Annotated in this window: 16 protein-coding genes; 7 read left to right on the top strand and 9 right to left on the bottom strand. The window is 65.3% G+C overall.

Annotated elements, in window-relative coordinates:
- Positions 1 to 3: 3 nt before the first annotated feature.
- On the top strand, positions 4 to 1,731 hold the full coding sequence (gene rpsA / locus AruPA_RS04835; protein ID WP_265635512.1) for a 30S ribosomal protein S1: 1,728 nt from the start codon (positions 4 to 6) through the stop codon (positions 1,729 to 1,731).
- Between the two features lie 117 nt (positions 1,732 to 1,848).
- Here the strand turns inward: rpsA and AruPA_RS04830 are convergent, their stop codons facing one another.
- The 4 genes from AruPA_RS04830 to AruPA_RS04815 all read right to left on the bottom strand — a co-directional run bounded on the left by AruPA_RS04830 (position 1,849) and on the right by AruPA_RS04815 (position 5,360).
- On the bottom strand, positions 1,849 to 2,637 hold the full coding sequence (locus AruPA_RS04830) for a metal ABC transporter permease (protein ID WP_265635511.1): 789 nt from the start codon (positions 2,635 to 2,637) through the stop codon (positions 1,849 to 1,851).
- Positions 2,638 to 2,654: 17 nt separating this feature from the next.
- Positions 2,655 to 3,515, bottom strand: a complete 861-nt coding sequence (locus AruPA_RS04825) for a metal ABC transporter permease (protein ID WP_265635510.1) — start codon at positions 3,513 to 3,515, stop codon at positions 2,655 to 2,657.
- A 6-nt stretch (positions 3,516 to 3,521) separates the two neighbouring features.
- The gene (locus tag AruPA_RS04820) at positions 3,522 to 4,313 is read right to left on the bottom strand and encodes a metal ABC transporter ATP-binding protein (protein WP_265635509.1); all 792 of its coding nucleotides are present in this window, start codon (positions 4,311 to 4,313) and stop codon (positions 3,522 to 3,524) included.
- Between the two features lie 138 nt (positions 4,314 to 4,451).
- Positions 4,452 to 5,360: a metal ABC transporter solute-binding protein, Zn/Mn family gene (locus AruPA_RS04815; protein ID WP_265635508.1), complete on the bottom strand. Its 909-nt coding sequence runs from the start codon at positions 5,358 to 5,360 to the stop codon at positions 4,452 to 4,454.
- A 181-nt stretch (positions 5,361 to 5,541) separates the two neighbouring features.
- On the opposite strand from AruPA_RS04815, the gene AruPA_RS04810 reads away from it, so the two are divergent.
- The 3 genes from AruPA_RS04810 to ligA are packed head-to-tail and all read left to right on the top strand — an operon-like array spanning position 5,542 to position 10,166.
- On the top strand, positions 5,542 to 6,459 hold the full coding sequence (locus tag AruPA_RS04810) for an outer membrane protein assembly factor BamD (RefSeq protein WP_265635507.1): 918 nt from the start codon (positions 5,542 to 5,544) through the stop codon (positions 6,457 to 6,459).
- A gap of 18 nt (positions 6,460 to 6,477) precedes the next feature.
- The gene (gene recN, locus AruPA_RS04805; protein WP_265635506.1) at positions 6,478 to 8,157 is read left to right on the top strand and encodes a DNA repair protein RecN; all 1,680 of its coding nucleotides are present in this window, start codon (positions 6,478 to 6,480) and stop codon (positions 8,155 to 8,157) included.
- Positions 8,154 to 10,166 carry an NAD-dependent DNA ligase LigA gene (ligA, locus tag AruPA_RS04800; protein WP_265635505.1) on the top strand — a complete coding sequence of 671 codons (2,013 nt, stop codon included), beginning with the start codon at positions 8,154 to 8,156 and terminating at the stop codon, positions 10,164 to 10,166. Before recN ends, ligA begins: the two co-directional genes overlap by 4 nt.
- Positions 10,167 to 10,276: 110 nt before the next feature.
- Here the strand turns inward: ligA and AruPA_RS04795 are convergent, their stop codons facing one another.
- The 5 genes from AruPA_RS04795 to AruPA_RS04775 all read right to left on the bottom strand — a co-directional run bounded on the left by AruPA_RS04795 (position 10,277) and on the right by AruPA_RS04775 (position 14,534).
- Positions 10,277 to 11,104: a heavy metal-binding domain-containing protein gene (locus AruPA_RS04795; protein WP_265635504.1), complete on the bottom strand. Its 828-nt coding sequence runs from the start codon at positions 11,102 to 11,104 to the stop codon at positions 10,277 to 10,279.
- A gap of 1 nt (position 11,105) precedes the next feature.
- Entirely contained in the window at positions 11,106 to 12,029 is a 924-nt protein-coding gene (locus tag AruPA_RS04790; protein WP_265635503.1) for a heavy metal-binding domain-containing protein, read from the bottom strand.
- A 19-nt stretch (positions 12,030 to 12,048) separates the two neighbouring features.
- Complete coding sequence (locus AruPA_RS04785; RefSeq protein ID WP_265635502.1) at positions 12,049 to 12,432, bottom strand: hypothetical protein; 384 nt, start codon at positions 12,430 to 12,432, stop codon at positions 12,049 to 12,051.
- The gene (locus tag AruPA_RS04780; protein ID WP_265635501.1) at positions 12,429 to 13,673 is read right to left on the bottom strand and encodes a toxic anion resistance protein; all 1,245 of its coding nucleotides are present in this window, start codon (positions 13,671 to 13,673) and stop codon (positions 12,429 to 12,431) included. The genes AruPA_RS04785 and AruPA_RS04780 overlap by 4 nt, the downstream gene beginning before the upstream one ends.
- 93 nt (positions 13,674 to 13,766) lie before the next feature.
- Positions 13,767 to 14,534: a hypothetical protein gene (locus tag AruPA_RS04775; RefSeq protein WP_265635500.1), complete on the bottom strand. Its 768-nt coding sequence runs from the start codon at positions 14,532 to 14,534 to the stop codon at positions 13,767 to 13,769.
- 223 nt (positions 14,535 to 14,757) lie between these two features.
- On the opposite strand from AruPA_RS04775, the gene AruPA_RS04770 reads away from it, so the two are divergent.
- From AruPA_RS04770 to AruPA_RS04760, 3 genes are all read left to right on the top strand, one after another.
- Positions 14,758 to 15,618, top strand: a complete 861-nt coding sequence (locus tag AruPA_RS04770) for an oxygenase MpaB family protein (RefSeq protein WP_265635499.1) — start codon at positions 14,758 to 14,760, stop codon at positions 15,616 to 15,618.
- Positions 15,619 to 15,653: 35 nt separating this feature from the next.
- A complete protein-coding gene (locus AruPA_RS04765; RefSeq protein ID WP_265635498.1) occupies positions 15,654 to 16,583 on the top strand; it encodes a dihydrodipicolinate synthase family protein in 930 nt (309 codons plus the stop codon).
- Positions 16,584 to 16,729: 146 nt separating this feature from the next.
- On the top strand, positions 16,730 to 18,109 hold the full coding sequence (locus tag AruPA_RS04760) for a DUF6508 domain-containing protein (protein WP_265635497.1): 1,380 nt from the start codon (positions 16,730 to 16,732) through the stop codon (positions 18,107 to 18,109).
- Positions 18,110 to 18,445: the final 336 nt, after the last annotated feature.

Raw genomic sequence — 18,445 nt, 5'->3', positions numbered from 1 at the left:
TTCATGGGTTCAATCGCAACTGTTGCGCGCCAGCATGGCGCAGACCAATACACCGGCACTGACGACTTCGCAGCCCTGCTCGACAGCACATTGGGCAGCAATACCGGGTTCGAAGGCTCGGTCGTCTCAGGCCGCGTTTCACGCATCGACGACGAGTTCGTGGTCGTCGATGTCGGGCTGAAGAGCGAAGGCCGGGTTCCGCTCAAGGAATTCGGCGCCCAGGAAGTCAAGCCGGGCGATGTGTTCGACCTGTTCATCGAGCGCTACGAGGACAAGGACGGCTCGATCGTGCTGTCGCGCGAGAAGGCCCGCCGCGAAGAGGCGTGGACCGCGCTCGAGCGCGCGCATGAGGCGCAGACGCGCGTCAACGGCATCATCCACGGCCGGGTCAAGGGCGGGTTCACCGTCGATCTCGGGGGGGCGACCGCGTTCCTGCCGGGCAGCCAGGTCGATATCCGGCCGGTGCGCGATGTGACGCCGTTGATGGGCATGTCCCAGCCGTTCCAGATCCTGAAAATGGACCGGGCGCGCGGCAACATCGTGGTGTCACGCCGGGCGGTGCTCGAAGAGACCCGCGCCGAGCAGCGTTCGGAACTGATCCAGGGCCTGAAGGAAGGCCAGATCCTCGATGGCGTGGTCAAGAACATCACCGATTACGGTGCGTTCGTCGATCTCGGCGGCGTCGATGGTCTGTTGCACGTGACCGATATCGCGTGGCGGCGGATCAACCACCCGGCCGAGGCGCTGACCATCGGCCAGCCGGTGCGGGTGCAGGTGATCCGGTTCAATTCGGACACGCAGCGCATCAGCCTGGGCATGAAGCAGCTCGAGACCGATCCTTGGGAAGGCGTCGACGTCAAATATCCGCCTGGGATCAAGGTGACCGGCCGCGTCACGAACATTACCGACTACGGTGCGTTCGTGGAGCTGGAGCCGGGCGTCGAAGGCCTGGTGCATGTTTCGGAAATGTCGTGGACCAAGAAGAACGCGCACCCCGGCAAGATCGTGGCGACGAGCCAGGAAGTCGAGGTCATGGTGCTCGACGTCGATGCCAGCAAGCGGCGGATTTCGTTGGGCCTGAAGCAGGTTTCGCGCAATCCGTGGGAACAGTTCATGGACGATCACCCCGTGGGCTCGCTGGTCGAGGGCGAAATTCGCAACATGACCGAGTTTGGCCTGTTCGTGGGTCTGGCGCCGGAAATCGACGGCATGGTTCATATGTCCGACCTGTCGTGGGACGAGCCGGGCGAGCTGGCGATGGCCAAATACAACAAGGGCGATATCGTCAAGGCGAAGGTACTCGATGTCGATGTCGAGAAGGAGCGCATCAGCCTGGGCGTGAAGCAGCTCGAGGAAGATCCTGCCGCCGGCGTGCTCGACCGTGTGCACAAGGGCATGATCGTGACCTGCGTGATCACCGCGGTGCAGACCAACGGGCTTGAGGTGAAGGTCGATGACGTGCTGACCGGCTTCATCCGCCGCGCCGAACTGGCCCGCGACAAGGGCGATCAGCGCCCCGACAAATTCGCCGTCGGCGAAAAGATCGATGCGAAGATCACCGCCGTGGACCGCGCAGCACGCAAGTTGCAGCTGACGGTGAAGGGCAAGGAGATCGACGAGGACAAGCAGGCGATGGCCGATTTCGGCTCGTCGGATTCGGGCGCCTCGCTGGGCGATATTCTGGGTGCCGCGATCCGTCGCCGCAACCAGCAGGCGCAGAGCGAGACCTGAGTTTCGATTTAGTTTGGTTGGGGAAACGCCGTCCTTCGGGGCGGCGTTTTTCGTTGGGGCGATGGGATCTGGCTCAGGCGCGGGGCTGGATTAGGTTGGCGGTGGCGGGGCCGCTCGCTACGCCATCGCCCGCCGGGGGCGGCGCAGGTGCAGGGCGGCGCGGCCGAGGCCGTAGGCCAGCGCGCCGAAGACACCCACGAAAAATCCGACGGGCCAGTTGGTGAGGTAGGACAGCGCGATCGCCGCCCAGACCGTGAGCAGCGACAACGCCACCGAGAGGGCGATGGCAAGGCCGGCGCGATCGGTCAGGTTGCGCGCGGCGGCGGCCGGGCCGACCATCAGGCTGAACACGAGCAGCGCGCCGACCACCGGCAGCGCCACCGCCGAGGCCATGGCGAGGATGACCAGGAAGGCGAGATCGGTCCGCGCGGGAGCGGCACCGCGCGCCTGGGCGAGGTCACGCGAGACCGCACTGAGCAGCAGCGGGCGGAACAGCAGCAGAACCGAACCGGCCGCCGCCGCGCTGACCAGCGCGATCGGGGCGATATCCGCCGCACCGATGCCGAGCACCTGGCCGAACAGCAGCCCATAGACCTCCTGCGCGTAGGTGGTGGTGCGGCTGAGAAACAGCGTGCCGAGCCCGAGCAGCATCACCAGGGTGAGCGCGGTGGCCACTTCCGGCCGGCCGCGGCGGCTCAGCGCATCGATGCCGATGACGCCGAGACCCGCGAAGGCGACCAGACCGGCAATTTCGTTGATGCCGAGCCAGGCGGCGGCGGCGGCACCGGGGAAGGTGCTGAGCGGCAGGGCGTGGGCGGCGAAGGAGGCGCCGCGCACCACCACGAAAAACCCGACCAGCCCGGCGGTGGCCGCGACGATGGAGGCGGCGATCCAGGTGTTGATCATGAAGCCGGAAAACATGCTCAGGACCTTGCCATCCGCCGCCGCGCGAGCGCGCTGCCGAGCGGGCCGGCGGCGAGGTAGGCGGCGAGCACGATCATCACCACGAAGACGCTGACCGGCCAGCCGTGGCCGGGGGTCCAGTAGAAACTGTCGTAGGCGAGCGCGATGCCGCCCCAGGTGGCGCTGAGGCCGATCGCCACGGCGATCAGGATCGCGGTGCCGGGCCGGGTTGCGAGGCGCAGGGAAGCCGCCGCCGGGCCGATCAGCAGGGCGGTCGAGAGGATGGCGCCGATCGTCATCGCCGAGAGGGCCACCGCGATCGCGAGGACGAGCAGGTGAGCGAGGCCGATCAGGCGGGGATCGATGCCACGGATGGCGGCGAGGTCGGGGTCGATCGCGATCAGCAGCAGCGGGCGGTAAAGGGCGGCGGTCATTGCCAGGGCGAGGAGGCCGACGCCGAGGGCGAGCGGGATGGTGGCGGGTGCGATGGCGAACATCGAGCCGAACATGACGGTATTGGCGGCACCGGAGGCGCTGGTGGTGGTCATGTCGAGATAGAGCAGCAGGGCGGTGACGCCGAGCCCCGCGCCGAGCACGATGCCGGTGACCAGATCGCGCTCGCGGATCTGGCGCGCGCCGATCGCTTCCATGCCGCCGGCGCCGAGGGCGGCCATCGCGAGAAAGCCGGCCAGCGGGCGAATGCCGAACAGCAGGGCGGCCGAGCCGCCGGCGCTGCTGATATCGGCCAGGGCGTGACCCGCGAAGGACTGGCCGCGCAGCACGGTGAACACGCCGACCACGGCGGAGACCAGTGCGGCGCCGCCGCCGATGATCAGGGCGACCTGCACCGGGCCGTTGGTGAAGAAGGCGGCCCCGATCATGCCGTGTCAGCGGATCTGGGTGACATGCACGGGCTCGCAGGCGGCATCGGCGTCCAGCGCGTCCTCGCCGCCGGCTGCGACCACCAGGACGCGGCCGTGCACGCGGATGACGTCGATGTGGTAGCCGTAGAGCCGGCTGAGCACCGCGCCGCGCACCACCTCCCCCACCGTGCCGCTGACCGAGCTGCCGTTGGCGAGGTAGACGATGCGGTCCATCACCGGCAGCAGCGGGTTCATGTCGTGCGCCGAGAGCAGCACGGTGATCCGCTGTTCGAACGACAGGGTGTGCAGCAGGGATACCACCTCGGCCACGCTGCGCAGGTCGAGATTGGCGAGCGGTTCATCGAGCAGGAGGAGTTTCGGGCGGCGGACCAGCGCGTGCGCGATCATGATGCGCTGCTGCTGGCCGCCCGACAGGTCGCCCACCCGGCGGTCGGCAAAGCCGGTGGCATCGACCGCGGTCAGCATGGCATCGACCGTGCGGCGGCGCGCGGCGGAGGGCAGCGGCAGGCCGAAGCGATTGCCATCGAGCCCCAGAGCCACCACATCGCGCGCGCGCAGCGGCATGAACGGGTCGAGCTGGATTTTTTGCGGCACGTAGCCGATTTCATGACCGCCGGTGTCCACCGTGCCGCGATCCGGCTTCACGAGGCCGAGAATGGTGCGCAGCAGTGTGGTCTTGCCCGATCCGTTCGAGCCGATCAAGCCGCAGAAGGAGCCTTGCGCCAGGGTGAAATCGACGTTGTGCAGGATGGTGCGGCCGGCGAAGGCGACTGAGATGGAGGATAGGGTGAGCATATTAAAGAAAGACTACTTTTTTGAAAAAAAGTAGCAAAAAACTTCTGGGAGTCTGGGCCTGGGGCTTTGGCGTTGTCGTGCCTCCGGACTTGGCGAATGAAAGTTTTTTGGTTCTTTTTTTCAAAAAAGAACCCTTCCCTACTTCGTGACCATCGCGCGCCCCGAAACCGCCCGCTGCATCGCCCGAACTTCCGCCAGCATCCATGACTGGTAGGTATAGCCCGGCGTCGGCATCGTCTCATAGACCCCGACGACGGGGATGTGGTTCCGGCGGGCGAGATCGAGGAACGAGGCGGTCAGCGGGTCGGTGACCTGGTGGTTGTAGACGAACAGTTTGACCTTGTGGCCGGTGAACAGGGCGTTCTGGGTCGCGACGTCCTGCGGTGACGGATCGGTGCCGTTCATGATCGCGGCCTGGAGGGTGAACGGGGTTTCGATCCGCATGCCCATCGCCTGCAGCAGGGCATCGGCCACCGGTTCGGTCACCGCGACCGGTGTGGCGGGGTAGCGCGCCTTGAACGCGGCGATCGCGGCGTTCCAGGGGGCGAGTGCGGCGATGAAGCGTTGGGCGTTGGCGTGGAAAGCGGCGGCGTGCGCCGGATCGATGGCGGCGAGCGCGGCGGCGATCGCCTGGGCGAGTTTCGGCATGGTCGCGGGGGCGTACCACAGATGCGGGTTGGGCGTGCTGTCCGGCAGCCCGAGCAGATGCTGCACGTCGATCACGCGGCGCCGCGGGTTGGGTACGGCGGCCATGATCTTGTTGGCCCAATTATCGTAGCCGAGCCCGTTTTCGACCACCAGCGCCGCCCGGGCGATCTGGCGCGCAACCAGCGGGCTGACTTCGAATTCATGCGGGTCGATATTGGGGTTGGATTCGACCGCGCCGACGCTGACATAGGGGCCGCCGATCTGGCGGATGACATCCGCATACTGGTTTTCGAGGCCGAGCGCGCGGATCGGCGCGGCGGCGCGGGCCCCGATTGGTCCCGCGAGCGCGAGCGCAAGGCCGATGGCGGCGCGACGGGTGATGGTTGTTCCTGGCGGCATCGACGCTCCTTCCCGCCGGTGTCGTAGCCAGATTGGGGGTTCGGATCAAATCCCTCCGTGTGGTTTGGCGGGGTTTGGTCCGCAAATGCGGCGCAGGATGGGCGGCGCGGCCGGGCCGATCGGCACAAGTGTCGCGCCGGAGGCTTCGCGCAAGCGAATCACATGCTATAAGCCCGGCCCGATGACGCACGCGCACCCAAAGACCGTTCCGCCCGCCCCGCACCCCGCCATGCAGGTGCCCTCGCCGGCCCGCAAACACCGCCCACGGCTGGCGTTGCTTTGGCTGCTCGCCCCGCTCACGCTCGGCGGCTGCGGGATTTTCGGCGGCGGCCATGCCCATACCGGTGACCAGGGCAAGCCAGAGAAATCGGCGGCATTACCGCCGGCCGGCACGCTCTATGCCAACGGCATCGCCTATCTGCAGAAGGGCGAGAATAAAAAAGCCTCCGATGCGTTCAACGAGGTCGAGGTCAATTACCCGTATTCGACCTGGGCCACCCATGCCGAGTTGCTGCACGGGTATGCCGAATTCCGCCGGCAGAATTTCGACAGCGCGGTGGGCGCGCTCAACCGCTTCATTCAGTTGCACCCGGCCAGCCCCGATGCGGCCTATGCCTATTACCTGCGCGCGCTGTGCTATTACGAGCAGATCGAGGGCGTGCAGCACGACCAGACCTTCACGCTCGAAGCGGTGCAGGCGTTGCAGGATGTCGTGACGCGGTTTCCCAACAGCGCCTATGCGCGCGATGCGCGGGTGAAGCTCCGGCTGGCGCAGAACCGCCTGGCGGGGCATGAAATGTCGATCGGCCGGTTCTATGAGCGGCAGAACCTGTATGCCGCCGCGGTGACCAAATATCAGGAAGTGGTCCAGCAGTATCAGACGACGACTTTCGTCCCCGAAGCGCTGGAACGGCTGACCGAGTGCTATCTCGATCTCGGCTTGACCAAGGAGGCGCTGCGCACCGCCGCGGTGCTCGGCTATAATTATCCGGGGTCGCGCTGGTATCAGGATGCCTACAACAAGCTCGGCGCGCATGATCTGCTGAACGGGGTCGCCAAGCCGAAACGCTCCGGCGGGTTCCTGTTCGGGCTGCTCTGACCGGGGCGCAGCCACGCCATGCTCACCGCGCTGTCGATCCGCGACGTGGTGCTGATCGATCGGCTCGATCTGAGTTTCGATGCGGGGCTTTCGGTGTTCACTGGTGAAACCGGGGCGGGCAAGTCGATTTTGCTCGACGCGCTAGGGCTGGCGCTGGGCGCGCGGGCCGATGCCGGGCTGATCCGCGCCGAGGCGGCGCAGGCGGTGGTCACGGCGTCCTTCGTGGTCGGCGCGGCCCATCCCGCCTATGCGCTGCTCGATCATCACGGGATTGCGGGCGGCGAGGATATCCTGCTGCGGCGAATCGTGGCGCGCGATGGGAAATCGCGCGCGCTGATCAATGATCAGCCGGTGGGTGCTGCGCTGCTGCGGCGGGTCGCCGATCTGCTGATCGAAATCCAGGGCCAGCACGCACAGATCGGGCTGAGCGACGCGGCAACCCAGCGCAGCATGCTCGATGAGTATGGTGTCGATCGCGCGCTGCGCGACACCGTCGCTTCGTTCCATGCCTCATGGCAGGCGGCGGAGGCGGCGCGGCACGATGCCGCCGCCGCCCTGGCTGAGGCGCAGCGCGACGAGGATTTCCTGCGCCACGCGGTCGATGAACTGGCCACACTGGCGCCGCGCAACGGCGAGGAAGACGAGCTGGCGGCGTCGCGCCAGCATTTGCAGGGGGCTGAGCGCCGCGCCGAGGCGATCGGCAATGCGCTGGGTGAACTCGCGCCGCGCGAGCGCCGCTCCGCCGGGCCGGCGGCGACGCTGCGCAGCGCGGCGCGCGCGCTCGCCCGCATCGCCGAGGCGGAACAGGGGCCGGTGATCGGCCAGGCGCTGGCCGCGATCGAACGCGCCGAGGAGGCTCTGGCGGAAGCCGAAACCCTGCTCTCGCGCGCCGCCGGCGAGGCCGAGGCCGATCCGCGCGGACTGGAATCGATCGAGGAGCGGTTGTTCGCGCTGCGCGCGATGGCCCGCAAGCATGGCGTCACCCCGCCGGAACTGCCCGGCCTGCTCGATCATTTCGCGGCACGGCTCGCAACCCTCGATGCCGGGACCGCCTCGTTGCAGCAATGCGAGGCCGCGGCACAGGCGGCGCGGGCCGAATACGTCACCGCCGCCGCCGCCCTCACCGCTGCGCGGGAGCAGGCGGCGATCCGCCTGTCACGCGCGGTCGGGCGGGAACTGCCGCCGCTCAAACTCGATCGCGCCCGCTTCGTGGTGGAGCGCAGCGGGCTGCCCGAGGCGCAATGGGGGCCGCGCGGTGCGGATGCGGTGCGGTTTTTGATCGCGACCAACCCGGGCGATGCGCCGGGCGCGCTCGACAAGGTCGCCTCAGGCGGTGAATTGTCGCGCCTGCTGCTGGCGCTGAACGTGGTGCTGGCGGGGGAATCGCCGGTCGGCACGCTGATTTTCGACGAGGTGGACAGCGGCATCGGCGGCGCCACCGCGGCCGCGGTTGGCGAGCGGCTGGCGCGCATCGCGCAGGCGACGCAGGTGCTGGTGGTGACCCATTCGCCCCAGGTTGCCGCCCGCGCCGGCACGCATTTCCAGGTGGCCAAGGCGAGCGGGCGCAGCCGCGCGCAGACGCTGGTGACGATGTTGCCGCCCGCGGCGCGGCGCGAGGAGATTGCGCGGATGCTGGCGGGTGAGACCATCACGGATGCGGCGCGCGAGGCCGCCGCCAGCCTGCTGGCCGGCCCATGAGCGGCGCGCGCGAAACCCTGGCGGCGCTGCTCGCGCGCATCGCCGAGGCCGATCTTGCGTATCATCGCGACGATCAGCCGATCATGGACGATGCGACCTACGACGCGCTGAAACGCGAGGCCGATGCGCTGCGCGCGGCCGACCCGGCTCTCGCCGCCTCGCTCGATCAGGTCGGGGCGCCGCCGTCCGGCGCGTTTGCCAAAATCCGCCATCGCCAGCCGATGCTCTCGCTCGATAACGTGTTCGACGAGGTCGAATTCGCGGCGTTCTGTGCGAAAATCAGGCGCTTTCTCAACCTTGGCCCGGCGCCGCTGGCCTTCGTTGCGGAGCCGAAGATCGATGGGCTGTCGATCTCGCTGACCTATGAGAACCGCCGGTTCGTGCGTGGCGCGACGCGGGGCGATGGCAGCGAGGGCGAGGATGTCACCGACAATCTGCGCACGCTGGCGGCGCTGCCGCTCGATCTGCCGGATGACGCGCCGGCGATGATCGAGATCCGCGGCGAGGTCTATATGACCAAGGCCGATTTTCTGGCGCTCAACCAGGGCCAGGCGCGGCAGTTCGCCAACCCGCGCAACGCCGCCGCCGGCAGCCTGCGGCAGTTGGACGTCGCGATCACCGCCTCGCGCAAACTCTCGCTGTTCGCCTATGCGCGCGGGGCGGCCAGCGCGCCGGTGGCCGCGACCCATGCCGAATATCTCGCCACGCTCCGGCGCTGGGGGTTTGCGGTCAATCCGCTGGCGCGGCCGGTGAGCGAGGCGGAGGCGGCGCAATTTCAGCAATCGATCGGTGAGCAGCGGGCGGCGCTCGATTACGATATCGACGGCGTGGTCTACAAGATCGACGATCTGGCGTTGCAGGACCGGCTCGGTTTCGTCGGCCGCGCGCCGCGCTGGGCGGTGGCGTGGAAATTTCCGGCCGAGCGCGCCATCAGCGTGCTGCGCGCCATCACCATCCAGGTCGGGCGGACCGGGGCGCTGACGCCGCGCGCCACGCTCGATCCGGTCAATGTCGGCGGCGTGCTGGTGCAGCACGCTACGCTGCACAACGAGGACGAGATCATCCGCAAGGATTTCCGGGTGGGCGACACGGTCGAGGTGCAGCGCGCGGGGGATGTGATCCCGCAGGTGATCCGCGTGCTGCCCGAACATCGGCCGGACGATGCGGTGCCCTATGCGTTTCCCGATCATTGCCCGGTGTGCCACGCGCTGGCGATCCGCCCGGCGGGCGAGGTGATTCGCCGCTGCACCGGCGGGCTGACCTGTGCGGCGCAGGTGGTGGAACGGCTGATCCATTTCTGTGCGCGCGGGGCGTTCGACATCGAAGGGATGGGCGAGAAGACCGTGCGGGAGTTCCACGCGCGCGGCTGGCTTGCCGGTGCGCCGGATATTTTCCGCCTGCCCGCGCGGGTGGACGCGATTGCCGCACTCGAAGGCTGGGGCGAGACCTCGGCCGCGAAACTCGCCGCCGCGATCGAGGCGCGCCGGACCATCCCCCTCCCCCGCTTCATTTTCGCGCTCGGGATTCGCCGGATCGGTGAGGCCAACGCGCGGCTCCTGGCGCGCCACTATACGAGCTATGCCAACTGGCGCGCGCAGATGGAGGCAGCAGGCGAGATCGGCTCGGACGCGCGGCTCGAGCTCGGCTCGATCTCGGGCATCGGCCCGTCGATCGCCGAGGAGCTTGCGGGGTTCTTCGCCGAACCACACAACCGGGCGCTGCTCGATGATCTGGTCGCACCGCTGACCATTCTCGATGAGGCGGCCACCGCCGCATCCGGCGCGCTGGCGGGCAAGACCATCGTGTTCACCGGCACGTTGCAGGAACTGGCGCGGCCCGAGGCGAAGGCGCGCGCCGAGGCTCTGGGGGCCAAGGTGACGGAATCGGTTTCCAGGAAGACCGATTATGTCGTGGTCGGTGCGGATGCCGGGTCGAAGGCGGCCAAGGCGGCGGCGCTCGGCGTAACCATTCTGACCGAGGCCGCGTTCCGGGAGCTGGCGGGATTGTGACGCGTGCCCGCGCGGATGCGCGCCGATCGCTGATGGTCAATGCGGACGCGCGCCGATCGCTGATGGTCGATGCGGCTGCGCGTCGATCGCTGATGGTCAATCACTGATCGTCAATCGTTGATCGACAGCACCATGATCGGGTCGGCGATTTTCTCGGGCGCGATTTCCTGATCGAGCGGCAGCACGGCGGTGCCGATCGCGAAGAACTCGATGACGTGGCTCTGCCAGCCGTGGCTGCCCTCGTGGATATCGACGCCGACGACGCCTTCCGCCTTCGCCGCCGCGGCTTCGAACTGCATCCGCTCGACCGCGATTTCCCGCGCCTCGTACATGGCGGAGGTGAAGTTTTCGAGCTCGACGTTCTGGCCCGCGCGGGCGAGCGAGGCGAGCGCGCCGCGATGGGCGACGTGATAGACGCATGAGCCCATCACCATTTCGACCGGCCGGTAGCCGGCGTGCAGCAGCGACCAGAAATCCTGCCCCGACAGATCGGAGGTGAACGGCCCGCCGTCATGCGCGCGGAACCCCTTGTGGCCCTCGCCATGGACGACGCCGGTGCCGATGGCGATGAATTCGAGCAGATGCTCGTCCCACTCCAGCCGCTTGATCGTGAGTTTGACGCCGACGATGCCATCCGCCCCCATGGCGCCGGCTTCGGCGCGCATCCGCGACATTGCAAGCTCGCGGGCGTGATACATCGCCTTGGAGAGCACATCCATTTCCTGGTTCTTCGACCAGCTGCCGTACTGCACGCCGACATGATAGACGCAGGTGCCAACGCACAGGCCGATCGGCTCGAACCCCGCCTTGCGCACCAGCAGGAATTCATTGACGCTGAAATCGGAGGTGAACACCCCCGACGAGTGCAGCGAGGAGCGCAGCCCTTTCAGGCGTTCCCTGGCGTGGACCGGTATGGCGCCGTTGGTGTCGTCGGGCATGTCAGATCGCTCCGTCCTGATCGTTGGTGGCATAGGATTGGTGATGGCGCGCCGTGCCGGTCAGCGGCGTGGCGCCCTGGTGCATGTCGACCACCATTTTGATCTCGTGCGGGATCGGCGTGCCGCGCCTTGCATCGACCGTGGTGGCGATCACGATGTGGCGGGCGAGATATTGCTTGGGCTGGTTCTCGCCGCCTTCCTGCTCGAACATCTCGCTGAAATTGATGTGGGCGAGCACGCCGTTGCCCTGGCCGCGCGCGCTCTGGCGCAGGTCGGCGTGGGCGCGGCGGCGCACGTCTTCCCATAAATTCGACAGGGCGGTGGACTCGGTATTGCCCATCCAGCGCTGGTTGGTGGCGCCGCGCCAGTCGCTCATCCATTCGTAATGCGCGCCGATCGCGATGCCGGTTGCGACCACGTCGGCTTCGAGCAGCTTGACGAATTCGAGCGCGGGGACCGTGGCGATCACCGGCTCGGCGCTGGGGGGCAGACCGTCGATTTTCACCGCGGTGCCGACCAGGGTGAAATCCATGCTGGCTTCGATATCCATCGGGATCGTGCGCATCTTGACATCGAGCACGGCGTTGGCGCCGGCGATGCGCGCTTCCTCGCGCAGGCGGGCCAGCGCCTTGTTCCAGCCCTCGGCGTGGCCGAGCGTCCAGGACCAGCCGTAATGCAGCCAGCAGGTGGCCGAGACCGAGGCGATCGGGCGGATGCCGTGCGAGCGGGTGATCAGCAGTTCGGCGGGCGACATCGTCGCGGTCCAGGGCACGGTACCGCGGCTGGCGCCCTGCAGGCGTTCGAGCGTGCTGGTCGGCACCCGCCCTGCCCGCAGATTCATCATGATATCGGCCTGGCGATGCGCCGTCGCGGCTTCCCGGGCGGCGGCATCCGGCGATTTTCTGAAGCGATCGAACAGGCCCATGATCAGGCTGCTTTCCTTGTCATGAGGCCATGAAGGCGCTGATCGACTGGCTGAGGCTGCGGGCATGGGCGGAGGCTTTTTCGGTCTCCTGCGCCAGTTGCGCGAACCAGGTGCCGGGATCGACCTCGCGGGTGTTCAGCGTGATGCCGCGGACTTCCATCGCGATGCTCGCCTTCAGGCGGCCATGGTCGATTTTCAGGGTGTAGACATGTTCATCCATCCGCACCGCGAGGCCGGTCAGCGTGGCCTTGCGGGCGAATAATCCCTTGGATTCCAATAGGGTCACGCGGTCCGGCATCGCTTCGCGCAGCCGCTGGGCGAAGGCGTTCAGATTGCTCTCGGCATCGGCGGTGAAGCGCCGCAGCCATGCCGCCTGGGTATCGAAATCGGGGCTGGCGCTCATGGTTGCGCGACCGCGCGCTGGTTGACGCTCTGCATGCCCTTGACCAGCCGGTTGCGGGCATCGGCGAGCTTGGCCTCGCGCTCGCGATCGCCGGCGGCGATTTCGCGTTCGATGTCGATCACCTCGTTCATGGTGCGGATCGATTCATCGGCGACCTGGGCGAGTACGTCGATGTTCCGCTGATCGCCGCCGAGGCTGCGCGCCGCCGTGGTTGCCGCCTCGTGCGCGCCTTTGGCGGCGAGCAGGGTGATCTGGCGGTTCGCCTCGTCGAGTTTCGCCGCCTCATCGGCCGCGTGGCGGATTTCGACCTGCACGACCGCCTGCGAGGCGACCGCCATCAGGCGCGGGATGACCACCAGCATGCCGTTGGAGATTTTCATCATGCGCGTCTCGGCCGCCTGCTTGTTCTGCCCGATGATCGGGATCAGCAGCGCCGAGCCGACCAGGGCTTCGCGCATGTCCGCGATCTTGCCACGGAAATTGGCGATCGCGCCGCGGAACTCCATGACATCGGCCGCGTCCGCCGGATCGCCGGTTTCGACCGCGTGCAGCCGCAGCGCCTCGAGCTCGTCCTGGCCGCGATCGATCGCGATCTGCCCGGCCGCGATCTCGACTTTCAGCGCATGCAGGCTCTGGCGGATCGCCAGCGCCTGCTGATCGAGCAATTCGATGGTCACTGCCAGATCGGCCTTGGTCTTGCGCGCCTTGGCCTGTTCGGCGTCCATCAGATCGAGGAACTGCTTGCGGTTTTCAGCGAAGCCCTTGAAGGCGGTGTGCGCATCGGCGGCGGCGCCCATCAGTTTGCCGAAAATACCCTTGCGCGGGGCGGGCTGGCCGTTGCTGGCCTCGGCCTGCAGATCGGCGATGCGCAGGATTTTGACGCCGTCGATCACCGCGGCGGCGATCCGGCCGACCTCGCCCGCCTCACCGAGGCGCACGCCGCTGAGCAGCTGGCGCGAAGCACCGGCGATGCCGGCCAGCACGCCGTCGCCATGGTTCATCAGGCTGGTGGTGTTGCGAAAATCGATTTTCGCCGCCGAAGCCTGCGCGGCGGACAGATCATCGGGGTTCAGATTGGCGATTTCGACCAGGCGTTCCAGGCGGGGCTGCGGCTGCAGCCGTTCATCGGCCGTGGCGGGGCCGGCGGGCAGCGTTGCTACCGCCTGGACCGGTGCGGGCGGTGGATCGAGATTGTCGAACATCGAGAGATCGAGCGGCGCGGCTTGCGTTGGTTCAGGCATTCGGCAGCCCTTCTGGTGTTCGAGCGCGGACGGTCTGATTCCGTCTGGCGGGAAGATTACCGCAGTCCGGGGTGGCGTTCCAGATGATGCCGATCACGCATTCGTGTCGGGTGCCCGGGGCTGGTGATTGACGCAGATGTAGAGGACAGCGAGCGCGACGGCGATGGTGAGCGCGGCGGATACCGACGGCGTGCCCCAGCCGAGGCCGGACGTGGCGACGGGTTTATCGAACCAGTCGGCGAAGGAGGCACCCATCGGGCGGGTCAGGATGTAGGCGGTCCAGAACGCGGGCACTTCGCTCAGACCGCGCGCGACATAGGCAATGCCGGGCAGCACGAACAGGGCCGAGAACAGCACGGCCGCGTTCAGGTAACCCATGCCGAAGGTCGAGGCGGTGAGATCGCCCGCGGCGGTGCCGAGCGCGAAGGTCGCGATGACGGTTGCCCAGTAGAACGCCTCGCGGCGGGGGGTGATGATGGTGTGGATCGACAGGGACCGCTCGGTCGTGTTCCAGAGCCAGAGAATGACGACGAGGCTGACGGCGAACAAGGTGGTCGATACCGTATAGGGCACGCCGAGGACGACATGGATGACATCGGCGATCATGGTGCCGAATATGCTGACCATGACGACGACAAGCCAATAAACGGCGGGCACATGGCGGCGGAGGCTGAACTGCAGGGCGAGTGCGGCCAGGAAGCCGATGCCGCCGGCCGCCACGGCGAGGTAGGGATTGGTGTGGAAGACCAGGAAATCGGAGGTCGCCTCACCCATCGCGGTCGAGAGGATTTTCGCGACCCAGAAGGATGGCGTGATGTCGGGTACTTTCGCACCGGTGTATCTGGCCTCGTCCAGACGCATGAACGTTCGCAGCGATCCCACCGTGGCAATGCTCCTGTCTTACACGCGCGCCGGAATGCGCAAATGCGGCCGTGGCTGCAAGCGGGGCGGCGCGGGTCGGTGATAAAGCTTGCGTGAACGGCAGGGTTCTGGCCGCGGGCCGCACCGCTTGCATTCCGGCGTGCGGGACGCACATGGTCGTGATGATGTTTCGCACGATGTCCTGCCGGTTGGCCGATCGCCGATGAGCGCGCGCGGCCCCGCCGCCGTCGAGGCCCTGGCCAGGCCTTTGAAGCAGGCGATCACCGGCAAGGTGGTGGCCGTGTTCAACGATCGGGCGCGCGGCGAGGCGCCGGTGGTGCGGCGGGCGGATGGGTTGTTCGGGCCGCGCGCGGTGGCGTGGCGGGTGAATGGCGATGTCACCTCGATGATGGTGGGCGGGGTGGCCGGGTTGATGATGCAGATGCTGCATCCAGCGGTACTGGGCGGGGTGTGGGATCATTCGAAGTTTCGCACCGATATGGCGGGACGGTTGCGGCGGACGGCGCGGTTCATTGCCCTGACCACCTATGGCGATCGGGGCGAGGCGGAAGCGGTGATTGCGCGGGTGCGGCGGATTCATGGCCAGGTGCGCGGCGTGTTGCCCGATGGGACGTCCTATGCGGCGGATGATCCGGCGTTACTCGCCTGGGTGCATGTGACCGAGACGATGTGTTTTCTGGATGCATGGGTGCGCTATGCGGAGCCGGGCATGTCGGGGGTGGATCAGGACCGGTATTTCGCGGAAATGGCGGTGGTGGCGTCTGCGCTCGGTGCCGATCCGGTGCCGCGCACGCGGGGTGAGGCGCGCGATCTGGTGCGGGCGATGCGGCCGGGGTTGCGCCATGATGAGCGGACCCGCGCGGTGATGGGGATTTTGCGGAATCAACCGACGACATCGTTCATCTCCGGTTCGTTTCAGGCGTTGACGATGCAGGCGGCGGTGGATCTGCTACCCGGCTGGGCGCGGCGGCTGCACGGGCTGGATCATCCGGTGATCGCACGGCCGCTGGTGCGGGCGGGGACTTTCGGGGTGGCGCAGACGTTGCGCTGGGCGTTCCGCTGAATTAGCCTTTCGCCGGCAATGCCCGGGATGACAGCATGAAATGCGATGAGACGGCCAGCGGTGTCTATGCGATTGCGGCGACGCCGTTTTTGCCGGATGGCGCGATCGATACCGGTTCGGTCGATCGTCTGACCGATTTTTATCTGGGCTGCGGTGTTGCGGGGCTCACAATTCTGGGGATCATGGGTGAGGCACCGAAGCTCGATCATGCGGAGGCGCTGGCATTGTCGGACCGGATGATCCGCAGGGCCGGCGTGCCGGTGATCGTGGGGGTTTCGGCACCCGGGTTTGCCGCGATGCGGGCCTTGGCGCATGGCGCGATGGCGAGCGGCGCGGCCGGGGTGATGATCGCGCCGCCGCCCGCGCTGCGGACCGATGATCAGATCATCGGGTATTATCGCCAGGCGGTTGCGGCGATCGGGCCGGACGTGCCGTTCGTGATCCAGGATTATCCGCTGACGCTGAGCGTGGTGATGACGCCCAAGGTGATCCGCACGATCGTGATGGAGCATCCGTCCTGCGTGATGCTGAAGCATGAGGATTGGCCGGGGCTGGAAAAGATCTCGGCGCTGCGGGGGTTTCAGCGCGAAGGGTCGCTGCGGCCGCTTTCGATTTTGACCGGTAACGGCGGGTTGTTCCTGGATTTCGAGATGGAGCGCGGCGCGGATGGGGCGATGACCGGCTACGCCTTTCCGGACATGCTGGTGGAACTGGTGGCGCGGGCGCGCGCCGGCGAGCGGGAGGCGGCGCATGATCTGTTCGATGCGCATCTGCCGTTGATCCGCTACGAGCAGCAGCAGGGGATCGGGCTCGCGGTGCGGAAATACGTGCTGCGGCGGCGCGGGGCGATTGCGCATGAGACGCAGCGGGTGCCGGGTTCGACGTTGAGTGCGACGGCGCGGGGGGAGATTGAGTATTTGCTCGCGCGGTTGGGGCGGAGCGATGGGCGGGCGGTGTTGGGGTAGGTAGGGGTAGACTTCTTTTTGTGAACAAAAAGAAGCAAAAAAACTTTTTTAATTTGGATTATCGGACATTTTTGCTGCGACAATTTCTGTTTAGAAAAATTTTTTTGTAGTATATATTATTTTTATACTGGAGGACAGGTTAACTTATGGATTTCATTTTTGATCAAACCAACGTGGATTTTGGTCGATATTTTTCCGCTTTGGCCGAGCGCGATATCGATTTTTTACTTTTAGAAGAACTTCTAGTCAGTGAGGATTTTGTTAAATGGTTCTGCGAGATGATCGATCTGCCTGATGTGAAACCGGCGGGCGCTTGGCATAGTGTGTTCGATGAAAATGGCGAAACCGACCTACTTGTTTGCGTTTATCAAGGTGCCGACAAGGTGGGAATTTTAATCGAAAACAAGGTCGCTGCCGCTGAGCAACCGACTCAGGCAGAAAGATATCATATTCGCGGCACGAAATTGGTGAATCAGGGCAAGATATCGCGCTATCAAACAGTGATTTGTGCGCCGGCGGCTTACTTGGGCAATATTAAGGTAGGCGCCTACGATCGATCTATTTCCTATGAGCAAATCGCTGAATGGTTTGACGCCCAGCGGTCTCGTCGTTATGCGTGGCGCGCTCACGTTCTCCGTGGGGCAGTTGGCCAGTCGGCGAATGGTTACAAAATGATCGTCGATCGGACCATAACCGAATTCCAAGCTGAATACTGGCGGTATCTTCAGACATTTCATCCCCAGCTTTTGATGGCAAAACCGGGTGACCGCGGCCCAAATTCTACCTGGATCATTTTGAAAGGTCATGGTTTCCCGAAAGGTGTTCATCTCAACCATAAGATCAGCAAAAATATAATGGAACTTGCATTCTCAAGAACGGATATAACCAAGCTAATTAATTTTCGAAGCGCGTGGCCGGAAGACATATTCATTCGGCAAAAGGGGAACGAGGCTGTTATGGCCCTGCTTACTCCCCAAATCGATATACGGGCCAAATTCGCCGAACAAATTCCCGCTGTCGAAGCAGCATTTAAAATTGCGGAAAGACTATCCAAATACGCGACGATTTTTCTTACGAAACCGCAGTCTGTGTCGACCGGCACGGAAACGAATAATCGTATTACAGATGAATCTTTAGATAAGATAAAGGCGATCGCAAAGTTTTTGCCTATTTTTACACGGGCTGATTTCAAATTTGGTGAATGGGTGCGGAAAGACGGTGAGATTGGCTATGTCTGCCTCTCGGACCCGGCGCAAGAGTTTATCCAAATGTTGTATGATAAAGAGTGGATAAGCCAGTTTTCCTGGACGGATTGGGAGACCACGACAGAAGCCGTGCGGCTACGCGATGAACCCGATTTTCTGGCTGAAGCCAATACTGATCAAATAGCCAAACTACTGACGGTCATCGTCCGCAAAGATCGGTTTGTCGAGGGAGAATTATTGGCGGCGTATGAGAGCGGGCTACTCAATCGAATCATAAGCCGAGCAATATCAATTCGTGAATTGCATGAGGGCAGTGCCTGAGATCGAACTGGATCATAGGAGAGATCGGTTCTGATCGCCGACCAACCGAGACCTGGATTAGCAGCAGGTACGCGGATTGATCATTGATCGTGCCTAGTGATTGGATGGGATTATGCAGCGGCTGATTCGAGGGCGTTGACGGCCATGGTTTCCAGGCCGCCGGGGGACTGGGGTGCGATGCGGTTCCAACGTCGCGGCGCGGCGGAGTTCCGCCATGATGAACAAGGTGCCGTATTAGAGGAAGATGATGTGCGGGCGGTGTTTGGTTAGATGGGAGAAGATTTCTTTTTGTGAACAAAAAGAAGCAAAAAAACTTTTTTAATTTGGGCTATGGGC

The organism is Acidiphilium sp. PA, from assembly GCF_026191915.1.
Taxonomy (GTDB): Bacteria; Pseudomonadota; Alphaproteobacteria; order Acetobacterales; family Acetobacteraceae; genus Acidiphilium.
Note: the sequence above shows the minus strand (reverse complement) of the source record. Positions and strands in the feature narration are given on the sequence as shown.